This window comes from Sphingobium sp. B12D2B (genome assembly GCF_025961775.1).
In the GTDB taxonomy this organism is placed as follows: domain Bacteria; phylum Pseudomonadota; class Alphaproteobacteria; order Sphingomonadales; family Sphingomonadaceae; genus Sphingobium.
This window is the reverse complement of sequence record NZ_JAOQOH010000001.1, coordinates 1401794-1414272: the sequence shown is the minus strand read 5'-3', so window position 1 is coordinate 1414272 and position 12479 is coordinate 1401794. Positions and strand designations below refer to the sequence as shown.

General features: G+C 64.8%; 14 protein-coding genes. 8 read left to right on the top strand and 6 right to left on the bottom strand.

The window, feature by feature from the left end; all coding sequences use genetic code 11:
• Positions 1-66 precede the first annotated feature (66 nt).
• Both M2335_RS06780 and epsC read right to left on the bottom strand, forming a co-directional pair.
• Complete coding sequence (locus M2335_RS06780) at positions 67-423, bottom strand: DUF2794 domain-containing protein (protein WP_264594191.1); 357 nt, start codon at positions 421-423, stop codon at positions 67-69.
• A complete protein-coding gene (epsC, locus tag M2335_RS06775; RefSeq protein ID WP_181560150.1) occupies positions 423-1124 on the bottom strand; it encodes a serine O-acetyltransferase EpsC in 702 nt (233 codons plus the stop codon). Before epsC ends, M2335_RS06780 begins: the two co-directional genes overlap by 1 nt.
• A gap of 172 nt (positions 1125-1296) precedes the next feature.
• Here epsC and M2335_RS06770 point away from each other — a divergent pair, with 172 nt between their 5' ends.
• Both M2335_RS06770 and M2335_RS06765 read left to right on the top strand, forming a co-directional pair.
• Positions 1297-2058, top strand: coding sequence for a sulfite exporter TauE/SafE family protein (locus tag M2335_RS06770; protein WP_181561460.1), 762 nt, complete (start codon positions 1297-1299; stop codon positions 2056-2058).
• Between the two features lie 39 nt (positions 2059-2097).
• Complete coding sequence (locus M2335_RS06765; protein WP_264594190.1) at positions 2098-3027, top strand: hydrogen peroxide-inducible genes activator; 930 nt, start codon at positions 2098-2100, stop codon at positions 3025-3027.
• A gap of 14 nt (positions 3028-3041) precedes the next feature.
• Here the strand turns inward: M2335_RS06765 and M2335_RS06760 are convergent, their stop codons facing one another.
• From M2335_RS06760 to pgsA, 3 genes are read right to left on the bottom strand one after another with little or no spacing between them, the layout of a single operon-like run.
• A complete protein-coding gene (locus tag M2335_RS06760; protein ID WP_264570828.1) occupies positions 3042-3521 on the bottom strand; it encodes a molybdenum cofactor biosynthesis protein MoaE in 480 nt (159 codons plus the stop codon).
• Positions 3514-3774: a molybdopterin converting factor subunit 1 gene (moaD, locus tag M2335_RS06755; protein ID WP_264594189.1), complete on the bottom strand. Its 261-nt coding sequence runs from the start codon at positions 3772-3774 to the stop codon at positions 3514-3516. The genes M2335_RS06760 and moaD overlap by 8 nt, the downstream gene beginning before the upstream one ends.
• A gap of 2 nt (positions 3775-3776) precedes the next feature.
• Entirely contained in the window at positions 3777-4343 is a 567-nt protein-coding gene (gene pgsA / locus M2335_RS06750; protein ID WP_181560153.1) for a CDP-diacylglycerol--glycerol-3-phosphate 3-phosphatidyltransferase, read from the bottom strand.
• A 140-nt stretch (positions 4344-4483) separates the two neighbouring features.
• On the opposite strand from pgsA, the gene M2335_RS06745 reads away from it, so the two are divergent.
• Entirely contained in the window at positions 4484-5806 is a 1323-nt protein-coding gene (locus M2335_RS06745; protein ID WP_181560154.1) for an MFS transporter, read from the top strand.
• 4 nt (positions 5807-5810) lie between these two features.
• On the opposite strand, the gene M2335_RS06740 is transcribed toward M2335_RS06745, so the two are convergent.
• The gene (locus tag M2335_RS06740; RefSeq protein ID WP_181560155.1) at positions 5811-6005 is read right to left on the bottom strand and encodes a hypothetical protein; all 195 of its coding nucleotides are present in this window, start codon (positions 6003-6005) and stop codon (positions 5811-5813) included.
• Between the two features lie 235 nt (positions 6006-6240).
• Between M2335_RS06740 and M2335_RS06735 the strand changes: the two genes are divergently transcribed.
• From M2335_RS06735 to M2335_RS06715, 5 genes are all read left to right on the top strand, one after another.
• On the top strand, positions 6241-8124 hold the full coding sequence (locus tag M2335_RS06735; RefSeq protein ID WP_264594188.1) for a transferrin-binding protein-like solute binding protein: 1884 nt from the start codon (positions 6241-6243) through the stop codon (positions 8122-8124).
• Between the two features lie 31 nt (positions 8125-8155).
• On the top strand, positions 8156-9523 hold the full coding sequence (locus M2335_RS06730; RefSeq protein ID WP_264594187.1) for a surface lipoprotein assembly modifier: 1368 nt from the start codon (positions 8156-8158) through the stop codon (positions 9521-9523).
• A 57-nt stretch (positions 9524-9580) separates the two neighbouring features.
• Entirely contained in the window at positions 9581-10303 is a 723-nt protein-coding gene (locus tag M2335_RS06725) for a DUF2334 domain-containing protein (protein WP_264594186.1), read from the top strand.
• Positions 10303-11427, top strand: coding sequence for a glycosyltransferase (locus M2335_RS06720; protein ID WP_264594185.1), 1125 nt, complete (start codon positions 10303-10305; stop codon positions 11425-11427). The genes M2335_RS06725 and M2335_RS06720 overlap by 1 nt, the downstream gene beginning before the upstream one ends.
• A 73-nt stretch (positions 11428-11500) precedes the next feature.
• Positions 11501-12439 carry a hypothetical protein gene (locus tag M2335_RS06715; protein ID WP_264594184.1) on the top strand — a complete coding sequence of 313 codons (939 nt, stop codon included), beginning with the start codon at positions 11501-11503 and terminating at the stop codon, positions 12437-12439.
• Positions 12440-12479: the final 40 nt, after the last annotated feature.

Sequence of the window (12479 nt, the reverse complement as noted above, 5' to 3'; positions counted from 1 at the left end):
GGTATGACAGTTTGATGACAGTTTTGCGACAGTCGGGTGAGAGACCTCGCGGCGACGCGCCTGCCCCTAATCCTCGATCAGCTTCATCAGCCGGCGTTCGACAGGCGCCAGAATTCCGGCCAGTTCCTGCCCCCGGCGCAGGATCACGCCATTCTCGCCGATCAGCGCCCACATGCCCTGACGGTTGCGCAGAGACGGGCGCTTCTCGATGCGCACCTCCGGGCGTTCCGCCGTGCGGCGGAAGGCGGAAAAGATCGCGACGTCCCGATTGAGATCAATGGCGTAATCGCGCCACTGCCCGGCCGCGACCATGCGTCCGTACAGATCCATGATGCGCGAGAGTTCCAGTCGGTCGAAACTCGTCTGCGTGGGCGGGCTGTTGGCCGGTGCGGGCCGGGGAGGAAATGGTGTGACGTTGCTCATCAAGCCGAGGTGCGGGACTGGCCGTCAGCGCCGTCCGCGCGCCGGGCTTCCTGCTCGGCGACCAAATCCGCCAACCGCTTGCGCAGCACTTCGACTTCGCACTGGAGGATTTCCAGCTTCTGCGTCGCCGGATCGTAGGTCTCGCTGCAGGGCGTACCATAAGGCGTGAACGGCTTTTGATATTCCTTGGCATCGACCAGCGTCGCGCGGGCTGGAATGCCGATCATCACCGCGCCCGCCGGCACGTCCTTGGTCACCACAGCATTGGCCCCCACCCGCGCGCGCTCACCCACGGTGATCGGGCCGAGCACCTGCGAGCCCGATCCGATGATCGCGCCGTCGCAGATCGTCGGGTGGCGCTTGCCGGCGATTCCATTCGCCGGATCGGTGCCGCCCAGCGTCACGCACTGGTAGATGGTCACATTGTCGCCAATCAGCGCAGTCTCGCCGATGACCGTGAAGCCGTGATCGATAAAGAAATTCTTTCCGATCGTCGCACCCGGGTGAATGTCGATGGCGGTCAGGAAACGGGAAAAATGATTGACCAGACGCGCAAGGAAGAAGAGCCGCCAGCGAAACAGCTGATGCGCGACCCGATGCAGGCCGAGGGCCCAGACTCCTGGATAAATAAGGATTTCCAGCCGCGAACGCGGCGCGGGATCGCGCTCTTTCACGGAATCGAGGTAGGACAAAAGCCCCATGGCAAAGCGTCCCTTGCTGGCCGACAAGAGCAGCTATCTAGTCGCGATGCGTTGAAATTTCTAGAGCGTTGCCAGGATTAGGCCCAAGGACAATTTCCTTGCCAAGCCAGAAACGGCGGGCCTATTGTCCAGTGAGTTAATTGAGAAAGGCTTGCCCTTGCCCGACGCCTGGATGGATTTTGCGCTGATGCTGTTGCCCTTCGTGGCCGTCGGCTTCGGTGCGCAGATAATCGATGGCGCGCTCGGCATGGCCTATGGCGTCATTTCCAGCAGCCTCCTGCTCGCGCTCGGTGTTCCGCCCAAGGCAGCCTCCGCCAGCGTTCATGCCGCAGAGACCTGCACCACCGCCGTCTCCGCGATCAGCCATGTGCTGCATGGCAATGTCGACTGGAAGCTGTTCTGGAAGCTGGTGGTTCCCGGCATGATCGGCGGCGTTGCGGGCGCCTATTTCCTTTCGAATATCGATGGCGAGCTGATCCGGCCCTATATCCTCTCCTACCTTGCCTTTATCGGCCTCTGGCTGCTTTGGCGCGGCCTGCGCCATACCGAGGCGCATGTGCGCGATCCCCGGTTCGTGTCGCCGCTCGGTCTCCTTGGCGGCTTCCTCGATGCATCCGGCGGCGGCGGATGGGGTCCGGTCGTGACCTCGAACCTGCTGATCCAGGGCACGAGCCCGCGCCACACCATCGGTACCGTCAACACGGTTGAGTTCTTCCTGACACTGTCGATCAGCATCACCTTCCTTGTCCATCTCGGCTGGGAGACGTTCACCACCGCCACGACCGGGCTGTTGATTGGCGGCGTGCTGGCCGCGCCGCTCGGCGCCTGGATCGCCAAGCATGTTCCGGCCCGGCCTTTGCTCATCATGGTCGGTTGCGTGCTGACCCTGACGACCGGTTACGGCATCCTGCGCTCGCTTGAACTGATCGGCTAGATCGATTAAATTGCCACTTTCCAGCGGAAAGGGCGATCAATGTCGATCTACATGCCGACCCTCAAGCAGCTCCAATATCTGGTTGCGCTGAAGGAACATGGTCATTTCGGGCGTGCGGCGGATGCGTGCTTCGTCACCCAGTCGACGCTCTCCGCCGGCATTCGCGAACTTGAATCGCTGATCGGCGTGACATTGGTGGAGCGGACCCGCCGTATCGTGCGCTTCACGGCGCTGGGCGACCGCATCGTCACCAAGGCCCACCGCGTGCTGCGCGAGGCCGAAGAACTTGCCGCCATTGCGCAGGCCTCCGGCACGCCGCTGGTCGGCGAATTGCGGATGAGCGTCATCCCCACCATCGCGCCCTTCCTCCTCCCCCGGTTGCTGCCCAGGCTGCGTGAGGAGCGCCCGGCGCTGCAGCTCTATCTCCGCGAGGAAACCAGCCACGCGGCGCTCGACTCGTTGCGCCACGGCCATGCCGATTGCGTGCTGCTCGCCCTGCCCTTTCCCTGCGGCGATGCGGAAATCGAGGTGCTGTTCGATGATGCACTGTTCGTCGCCTTCCCCAAGGACGATCCACGCGATCCGCCGGCCCTGATCACGCCCGAGATGATCGACGGCAACCGCCTGCTGCTGCTGGAGGATGGCCACTGCCTGAAGGAACATGCGCTGGCCGCCTGTAACCGCGCGGAATTGCGTACCGAGGCGACCATCACCGGCACGTCGCTGCATACGCTGGTGCAGATGGTGGATAATGGCCTGGGCCTGACCTTGCTGCCGGACATGGCGATAAGGGGCGGCATTCTTGCCAACACCAAGATCACGGCGCGGCCGATCCAGTCGCCGAGCGCCCATCGCGAGATTGCCCTGGTCTGGCGGCGCAACTCACCACGGGAAGCCGACTTCCGATTGATGGCGGACATTTTGCGCAACGCCGCGACCAGCCAGCAGGAGGCAGCCGAGGCCGCCTGAGCGCCGGCTGGCCGTCAGATCGGGTCCAGCCGCCCCTGCCGCCAGATCGCGGCGCGCGCGTCGTCGGCGCCTTTCGCTTCGACCCAGCCCGCCGAGCCGTCATGCCGGATTTCCTGCTTCCAGAAAGGCGCTGAGACTTTCAGCCAGTCGATGAGAAACGCACAGGATTCGAGCGCGGCGACGCGGTGGGCCGAGGCGGTGCCGACGAAGACGATCCGCGCGCAGACCGGCAGTTCACCGAACCGGTGGATGACCGTCACGCCGAGCAACGGCCAGCGGGCGCAGGCTTCTTCGACCACCGCAGCGATCTGCGCCTGTGTCATCGCGGGATAATGCTCCAGCCGGAGCGCGCGCAGCCCGCCATCATCGCGCACCAGCCCCGTAAAGCTCGCGATCCCGCCGCCATCCAGCCCTTCCAGCCGGGCCAGCTCGCGGCCGGGATCGAAATCCTCCGCCGTGACGCGCAGCGAAATCGAGGGCGTGGCGTCAGCCACCGGTCACGGGGGGAAAGATCGCCAGCTCGCGCGCCTGGCCGACGGCAGTGTCCAAGGGCACAAACTTCTGGTCCAGCGCCGCGCGCAGACGCGCCCTGTCCGCAAAGGCCGCCGCATGGCCGGCGCTGCCGGCTGACAGGGCATCGAGAAGCTGCGCCACGGTCGTATCGGGCGAGGGCACGGGCTGCTGCTCTTCGTCCAGACCGATCCGCTCGCGCACCCAGGCGAAATAGAGAATCGTGATGTCGGCCATGATCAGACCGTCATGTGCTTGAGGCCGGCGCGCAGATAATCCCAGCCGGTAAGCAGGGTGAGCAGAGCGGCCGCCCACAAGGTGACGAGGCCGGCAAGCTGGATGAACGCGATATGCGGCAATCCGCCCGCCAGAATGAGCGCGCCCAGCGAGACAAGCTGAAACGCCGTCTTCCACTTGGCGAGCCGCGAGACCGGCACGGAAATCCGCAGGCCCGCGAGAAACTCCCGCAGGCCGGAGACCGCAATCTCCCGCAGCAGGATCACCAGCGCCGCGATGATATGGACGCCGTTGATGTTCTGGTTGGCACACAGGATGAGAATCACCGCGCCGATCATGATCTTGTCCGCGATCGGATCGAGAAACACGCCCAGCTTGGAGACCGTGCCCTGCGCGCGGGCGAGATAGCCGTCGAAATAATCGGTGATGCCCATCAGGCAGTAGAGCCCGAACGCCGCGAGATAGCCGAGGCGCCAGGCGTGGACAGACTCGGCCGGCCACAAAAGGGCGACGAGCAGGGGCACCGCGAGAATCCGCGAGAGGGTCAGAATGTTTGGCAAGAACTTCACGACAATGCGGGTGCCACAGCCGTTCAGCGCAGACAAGGGGCTGCACGATGCGGCATCCAATGTCTTTTCACCTGCCCATTTCGTCGCTAGAAGCCCGGCGACGGCGCGAGTCCGGCCGGATCACAAGAGTTCACGCACTTATGCAGGCATCCCTGCGGCTGCTCGGCCACCGGAAGTTTCTGCCCCTGTTCGTCACTCAGTTCCTCGGGGCCTTCAACGATAATCTCTTCAAGACTGCGATGATCCTGTTCGCGACCTATGGCGTGTTTCAGGACCCGCAGCAGGAATCGGCGTTCAATGCGGTCGCGACCGGGCTTTTCGTGCTGCCCTTCTTCCTGCTCTCGGCGCTCTCCGGCCAGCTTGCGGACAATATCGACAAGTCCAGGATCATCCGCACGGTCAAGCTCGCGGAAATCCTGATCATGACGGTCGGTGCGGCCGGCCTGCTGGTGAGCGCGCGACACCCGATGACCGGCGTTGGCCTCATGCTGACCGCATTGCTGGCGATGGGCGTTCACTCGACCTTCTTCGGGCCGATCAAATATGCGATTCTCCCTCAGCATCTGGAGCAGGATCAGGTGCTCGGCGGGACGGGGCTCGTCGAAGCCGGCACCTATATCGCCATTCTCACCGGGACGATCGTCGCGGGCTGGATCAGCCCGACCGCCGCGGCGTGCGGCGTCCTCATCATCGCGATGATCGGCTACCTCTCGGGCCGCATGGTGCCGCCCGCCCCGCGCGTCGGGCCGCCGATCGACATGGATTACAATATCTTCCGGGCCTCCTGGCGCCTGATCTCGGCAACCATGCACATCCGCCGCCTGTTCCTGGCGATCATGTCGATCAGCTTCTTCTGGATGATCGCCACGGTGCTGGTCATCATCTTCCCGCCGCTGGTGAAAAATGAGTTCACCGCGACCAAGGAAGTCGCGAGCATGTTCCTCGCGATCTTCTCGATCGGCGTGGCGGTAGGATCGGTGGCGGTCAACCGCCTGCTCGGTGGCGTCGTCTCCGCCCGTTACTCCCCCATCTCGGTGCTGATGATGGCCGGCTTCATCTGGTTCTTCTCCTATGCCTCCGGCGACTGGGTCCGCGCGCCCGCCGATACGCTCTATACGGTCCGCGATTTTCTCGCCGCACCACATAGCTGGCGCATCGTGATCGCTTTGTTCGGCATCGCGACGTTCGGCGGCATGTTCGTTGTGCCGCTCTACGCCTTCCTCACCACCACGGTGAGCAAGGACCAGACCGCGCGGACAGTCGCCGCCAACAATGTCGTCAACTCAGGCGCGATGGTCTTCGGTGCGCTCGTCATCATGGCCGCGACCAGCGCGGGCCTGAGCAACCGGGAAGCACTGCTTATTATGTGCGGCATGTGCGGCATCTGCGCCCTGCTGGCGCTGAAGCTTCACCGGGCGTGTGAAGCGGACCTGGCAGCCGCGCGGGAAGCCGGCAGCCGCTAAGTCCTCACACGATGAACGTGTAGGCGACCGTAAAGAACGCCGCGAAGCTCAGCACAAACAACTTCCAGTCCTTGTCTTCGTCCGGCGCGGGGCGGGCTTGCGACGTCGCGTCCGGCGCAGGCCGGAACACATGGCGGGGAAGCGACTGGCGAAACGGATGTCTCGCCTCTTCGTGAGTCAGAACGGGGGCGCGTCTCATAGTTAAGAACTGTTAACCATTCTGACCCGACAGGGAAGCCCGGAAGATGGTTAACGCGCCATGCGGCACCCGCAAGTGCAGTTTTGCGGCGAAATTTTACCGACTTCACCTCCAACCGTCTCAAAAACGGACCCAGTTCCAAGATGATAAACTTTTCGTCAATTATATTTGGCCAACGTCCGGACACGAACCCTCGAACCGTCTCGCGCTCATTAATCCGGAGTTTCGCCCCGTCATGGTCAAGCAGAGCAAGTGGGCCACGCCCCTCCTCCTCACTCTTCTGACCACCGCCTGCGGAGGCGGTGGAGCGGGTGGCGTCAATTCCACGCCGACGCCGACCCCGACACCGACGCCGACTCCCACGGCCACCCCGACACCAACGCCGGCCCCGACGCCGCCCCCCACACCTACGCCGACGCCGACGCCCACGCCGACCCCCACCCCGACGCCGGCGCCCGCCCCCAGCCCGAACCCGATTGCCGGGCCGAATACGAGCCTGATGGGGCCGCTGCAGAGCCAGACCTTCACCAGCAATGGCGGCAATCTCTCCGGGCGCTTCTATGCCGATGAGCGACCGGTCGAGAACGGTCAGTCGGCCCGGGGCACGCTCTCGATCTCCTATAACGCCAGCACGCAGAGCTATTCCATCGCCACGGCCAACCGCAGCGCCACCTTCGCCCCAGCCGATCTGGTCGCGTCCGGATCCCCGGCGTTTATCAGCTTCCAGAAGCTCGGCACGACCAGCGAGGCGCTGACGCTGACACGGCCCGGCACATCGGGAGAACTGACCTATCGCTATGTCGGCGGCGGCGCATGGGAGCGCGCCACGGTCTCCGGTAACACCCTCGACTTCACCTATGATCCGTTCACTTATGGCATCCAGACGCCTGCCGGCCAGCTCCAGCCATCCGGCACCGGGCGTTATGCCGTGAGCCTCGTCGGTGCGCGGGCGATCGATTCTCCCTTTGCGGTCGCGGGGAGCGGCGCCCTGCAGATCGACTTCCAGAGCGGCGCCCTGACCAGCAGCGGCGTGCTGACCACGATCGACGTGGACACCGGCCTCATCAAGGGCATCGGCGCCTATTTCGGTGAGGCAGCGCTGACCAGTGGCACCACCGCCTTTTCCGGCAACTTCTTCATGGATGACGGCAAGCGCTTCAACGGCGGTTGGGACGGTCGCTTCTACGGGCCCAATGGCGAGGAAGTCGGCGCGACCTGGTATCTCTATAGCGCCGACGGCGAGGTGACCGCCGGCTATATGCTGGGCCGGCAGGACAGCACAGTGGCCGGGCTGAACATGTCGCTCACCGCCCTGCAGTTCGACGACAGCTTCGAGCACCGGTTCAGCCAGCTCAGCCTGACCGATACGGGCAGCGGAAACAGCGCGAACAATGCAGCACTGCTCCGCTCCAACGGGCTGTTCACCTACGACGCCGCGCAGGGCAGCTACCGCTATCAGGATAGCGACCGGGGCATCGACACGACATTCGGCTCTGCCAGCCTGGACTCGGCGGCCTCCTCGAATGCGCTCGCGGTCTACAAGATCACCGGCGGGGATGGCCTGTCCTATACGCTCTCGCTCAACAAGGCCGGCGCGGGCAACACCGCCATTGCGCTCAGCTATGCGAGTTTCGGGCGCTGGGAGCGCGCGCAGGCGCCGGGCAGCGACCGGCTCGACCGCTGGTTCGCTTGGGGAATCCGCACCAACGGCTTCCAGATCCCGACCGGATCGGGCAGCTTCACCGGCATCATTCGCGGCACGGCGGCGCAGTTCGGCGGCGGCGCGACCTATGCGCTGAGCGGAACGAGCAACTTCGCCGTCAATTTCAGCGCCGGCACATTTACCGGCTCGCTCAACCCGATCGGCAAGAGCAATTTCGACGGCAGCACCCGCAATTTCGGCACGTTTACCTTCGACCGCGGGGTCATGGACATCGACGCCGGCCTGACGGCGGACGTCGTGAACGGCAGCAATGCCTATCTCGGCTTCTTCGAGGGGGCTCTCTACGGCCCGACGGCGACGGAGATCGGCGGCACCTTCGGCTTCCAGACCGCGCCGGGCGACAATAGCAGCACCTATTATCTGAGCGGCGCGACGGTGGGCAAACGCACCAATTGATTTGTCCATAGCGCAACGGCAAGGGCCTGCCATGACATTGCGACGACTGAGCTGGCTGGGGCTAATTCCAGGCCTGTGCCTGCATGCCCCACTGGAAGCGCAGGCTCAGGCCCAACCGCCCGCTGGCAGCACGCCGACCGTTTCCGAAGACGCCCGGTCCATCTCCGGCCTCAATGCCGCGCAGCTGTTCGACCTCGCCGATCAGGCGCGCGTCGCGGGGCGGCTGGAGGATGCCGAGACCATCTATCGTGCGCTTGCCCGCGATCCCGATCTCAAGGTCCGCTCCGAAGCGCGCTTTCGCCTCGGCATGATGCTCGATGAGCAGGGCCGGCAGACCGATGCCGCCATCGCCTTCCGAGCCATCTTGGATGAGGAGCCGGGCGCAACCCGCGTGCGGCTGGAACTCGCGCGCGTGCTGGCGGCCATGGGCGATGAAAGCCGCGCCCGCCAGCAATTGCGACAGGCACAGGCCAATGGCTTGCCGCCGGACGTGCAGCAAGTGGTGGATCGCTTCGCCGCCGCGTTGCGCTCCAACCGGCGCTTCGGCGGCAATTTCGAGCTGGCCATGGCGCCGGACAGCAATATCAACCGCGCCACCGACGCCAAGGAACTGGATACGGTGATCGCCCCGCTCACGCTGGACGAGGATGCGCGCGAGCAATCAGGCATTGGCCTGCGCCTCTCCGGTCAGGTCTATGCCCGTGTCGGGTTGGGCAAAGGATTGACGCTGGTGCCGCGCCTCTCGGGCGATGGCACCTTCTATCGCGCCAGCCAGTTCAACGACCTCTCCGGCAGCGCGCTGCTGGGGCTGGAGTGGCAGCACGGCCGCAGCCGCCTCATGCCCTCTGCCGGCGTCACCTGGCGCACTTATGGCGGCAAGGCCTATGCCCGCACTGAGACGGCCGATCTGCGCTGGACGCAGCGGATAGGGCGGCGGGCGCAAAGCGATGTCGGCTTTTCCTACGGCCAGTCGCATTACTACCGCAACGCTCTGCAAGATGGCGCGCTCTACAATCTGAGCGCCGGCATCGAGCGCGCGCTGTCTGCCCGCAGCGGCGTCGGCATTCAGCTGAGCGGCACGCGCCAGACCGCGCGCGATCCCGGCTATGCGACCGCCTCGGGCGGGGCGACCCTGCTCGGCTGGCGGGACATGGGCCGCACGACCCTGTTCGCCAATGCCACGGTGCGGCGGCTCGAAGCCGATGCCCGGCTGGCCCTGTTCCCGGAGCGCCGCAAGGAGTGGTTCCTGCGCGGATCGGTCGGCGCGACCTTCCGCCAGATCGAGGTGGCAGGCTTCTCGCCGGTCGTGCGGCTGGCCTATGAGCGCAATATCTCGACGGTCGGCATCTACGATTACCGGCGCACGACCGTGGATCTGGGCATCACCCGCGCCTTCTGACCCTGCCCCTTGCGGTGGGGCGTGACGGCGCGCGGGAAAGGGTGTAACGGCTCGCCCATGCCTCGTTTGCTCGCCTCGATCCATGATGTGACGCCGCATTTTGAAAGCGAAGTCGACGCGCTGTTCGACCGTCTGAGCGGCCTGCTCGGTGGTCCGCGCCTCGCCATGCTGGTGGTGCCCGATTTCGAAGACAAGGCGCCCCTCTCCGGTAATGCCGCCTTTGCCGGCAAACTGCGTCGCTGGGCCGATGCCGGGGTGGAAATGTTCCTCCACGGCTGGTGCCACCGCGACGATGCCCGCGAAAAGGGCTTCATGCAGAAGCACATGACGGCCGGCGCCGGTGAGTTCGCGCAGCTCTCGCGGGAGGAAGCGCGTCGCCGGCTGGAGCGTGGTCGCCCGATCGTCGAGGACGCCATCGGCCGGCCCGTCACCGGGTTCATCGCCCCGGCCTGGCTCTACTCGCAGGATAGCCTGCAGGCGCTCGCCGATTGCGGCTTTCCGCTCGCCGAGGATCATCTCAAGGTCTGGCAGCCGGAAACGGGCCGAGTTGTGGCCAAGGGGCCGGTCATCACCTGGGCCAGCCGCACGAAGGGACGGATCGCCAGTTCGCTGATGGTCGCCGCCGCCGCCCGCGCCACGCCCTGGGCACTGCCCAATGCTCGCATCGCGGTGCATCCGCCGGACACGACCGTACCCGCTTTGCTCGACAGCATCGACGCGACGTACAGCAAGTTCATGCGCACCCACACGCCCGCGCGCTATGCGGATCTTGCCGCCTGATGACTGACGAGAGGCCGTTGTTCGTCCTGAGCGTGCTCCACAGCCTCGAACCGGGCGGGGTCGAGCGCGATCTGCTGCGCTTTACCAAGGCCTGGCGAGAGGCTGGGCTCGATGCCCGCATCGCGCTTGGCCGCTGGGAAGGCCGGCTGCAGGAAGAGGCGCCGGACGTCCCCTATATCATCCCGCCCCCGGGCCGGCTCGCGCGGATCGAGACCGAGAGCCTGTGGATGATGATCAAGCTGCCGGGCATTGTGCGGCGGTTGAAGCCCGATGTGCTGTTCTTCCCCAGCAACGGGCTGATGGCAGTGGCTGCGGTCACCCGGCTTGTCCTCGGCAAGAGCTGCCCGCCAATTGTGCTGCGTCCGAGCAACAGCCTCGATGAGCGCCACAGCAGCCCACTGCGGCGGCGGCTGAGCAGGTTCATCATGCACAGCCACAGCCATATCTATGCGGCTGTCGTCGCAATGGCGCCGCCGGTCCGCGACGAAATCGAAACCGAGATGGGCGTCCCGCCCGAGCGGATCGCCATCATTCACAATGCCTCGATGACGGCGGCGGTGGCGCAGCGTCTGGCCAGTCTGCGCGACAGCACGCCGCGCAATAACCCGGGCCGGCATTTCCTGGGCGTGGGGCGGCTGTTTCCGCAAAAGAACTTCGAGCTGCTGCTGGATGCGTTCGCGCGGATCGCGCGACCGGACGACCGGCTGACGATTGTGGGCGAAGGCCCGCTCCGCGCCGCGCTGGAAGCCAAGGCGCAAGCGCTCGGCGTCGCCACGCAGCTTAGCCTTCCCGGCCATCACAACCCTGTCGCCCCCTGGTTTGCGCAAGCCGATGCCTTCATCCTCTCCTCGGACTTCGAAGGCGTGCCCGCAGTGGTCGCGGAAGCGCTGGCCGCCGCGATCCCCATCGTCGCGACGGATTGCACCATCGCCATGCCGATGATGATGGAGGATGTGGGCACGCTGGTTCCGATCAAGGATGTCTCGGCTCTCGCCGCCGCCATGGATCGCGTGTGCGACCAGAAGCCGCAGATATCCGCCATGCGCGCGCGTGCATCGCTGTTCACGATGGAGGCGACGCTAGAGAAGTGGATCGCCCTCTTCCGCCGTGTCGCGGGGAAATAGACTTTGACCCCGGCCAGATTGTTGCTATCCGCAGCGCGGACGCGATCGGGCCTTATCAAGTAAGCAAACACACATGCAGACACCAGCCCCTGCTCCGTCGAGCGACGATCCTTCCAAAGACCCGATCCCGCTTCCTGTCCGCCAGACCTCGTGGTGGGTGTGGATCACCCCGGCGCTGTCCATTGCCATTCTTGCGGTTGTCATCTGGCAGTTCCGCTCGTTCCGCCTTGACGATCTGTTGCAGACCATCCCGGCCAATCCTTTGTTCTGGGTCGCCTTTTTCGGCTATTATTTCACGGGCCTGGCCTTTGATTTCATCATCTTCCGCTGGCTTTGGCATATTCCGGGCGAAGGCCTCATCGCCCTTGCGCGCAAGAACGTCACCAACGAGCTGATCGTCGATTATCTCGGCGAGGCCTATTTCTACAGTTGGGCACGCAAGAAGATCAAAATGGAGGGTTCGCCCTTCGGCGCCGTCAAGGACGTCGCGATCCTCTCCGCCGTGGTGTCCAACATCTTCACGCTCGCGATGATGGCCTTGGTCTATCCTTATGCGAAGAGCCTGAACCTCGGCATCACCAGTTCCGCCCTGGCCGCATCGGTCGGCGTCATCATGGTCGTCTCCCTGCTGGTTTTCGTGTTCAGCAAGCGCATTTTCAGCCTCACCCGCACGCAACTCTGGGCCATTTCCGGCCTGCATTTCGCGCGACTGCTGGTCGGCAACGTCCTGCTCGCGGTGGTGTGGAGCTTGGCCCTGCCGGACGTGGCGCTGGGCTGGTGGCTGGTGCTGGCGACGGTGCGAATGCTGCTCTCGCGCCTGCCGCTCATCAGCAACAAGGATATCATCTTCGCGGCGGTCGCCGTGTTCGCGGTGGGTCAGGATAGCGAAATCCACATTCTCATCGCGCTCATCACCACCCTTATCCTGCTGACCCATCTCGTCATCGGTGCGGTGCTGGCCATCGGCGATCTCGCCACGATCAGGGTTGGCAGAAAAGAAAAGCCGGCCTGATGGCAGGATCGCGCGACAAGGTGGACGCCATGTGCGCCCG

What these genes read in the sequence shown, in the direction of transcription:
- M2335_RS06770 (WP_181561460.1), top strand. Translation starts at nt 1,297, where the DNA reads ATGGATTTTGCGCTGATGCTGTTGCCCTTCGTGGCCGTCGGCTTCGGT.
- M2335_RS06725 (WP_264594186.1), top strand. Translation starts at nt 9,581, where the DNA reads ATGCCTCGTTTGCTCGCCTCGATCCATGATGTGACGCCGCATTTTGAA.
- moaD (WP_264594189.1), bottom strand. Translation starts at nt 3,774, where the DNA reads ATGGCCGACATCACGATTCTCTATTTCGCCTGGGTGCGCGAGCGGATC.
- epsC (WP_181560150.1), bottom strand. Translation starts at nt 1,124, where the DNA reads ATGGGGCTTTTGTCCTACCTCGATTCCGTGAAAGAGCGCGATCCCGCG.
- M2335_RS06730 (WP_264594187.1), top strand. Translation starts at nt 8,156, where the DNA reads ATGACATTGCGACGACTGAGCTGGCTGGGGCTAATTCCAGGCCTGTGC.
- M2335_RS06745 (WP_181560154.1), top strand. Translation starts at nt 4,484, where the DNA reads ATGCAGGCATCCCTGCGGCTGCTCGGCCACCGGAAGTTTCTGCCCCTG.
- M2335_RS06765 (WP_264594190.1), top strand. Translation starts at nt 2,098, where the DNA reads ATGTCGATCTACATGCCGACCCTCAAGCAGCTCCAATATCTGGTTGCG.
- M2335_RS06780 (WP_264594191.1), bottom strand. Translation starts at nt 423, where the DNA reads ATGAGCAACGTCACACCATTTCCTCCCCGGCCCGCACCGGCCAACAGC.
- M2335_RS06720 (WP_264594185.1), top strand. Translation starts at nt 10,303, where the DNA reads ATGACTGACGAGAGGCCGTTGTTCGTCCTGAGCGTGCTCCACAGCCTC.
- M2335_RS06715 (WP_264594184.1), top strand. Translation starts at nt 11,501, where the DNA reads ATGCAGACACCAGCCCCTGCTCCGTCGAGCGACGATCCTTCCAAAGAC.
- M2335_RS06740 (WP_181560155.1), bottom strand. Translation starts at nt 6,005, where the DNA reads ATGAGACGCGCCCCCGTTCTGACTCACGAAGAGGCGAGACATCCGTTT.
- M2335_RS06735 (WP_264594188.1), top strand. Translation starts at nt 6,241, where the DNA reads ATGGTCAAGCAGAGCAAGTGGGCCACGCCCCTCCTCCTCACTCTTCTG.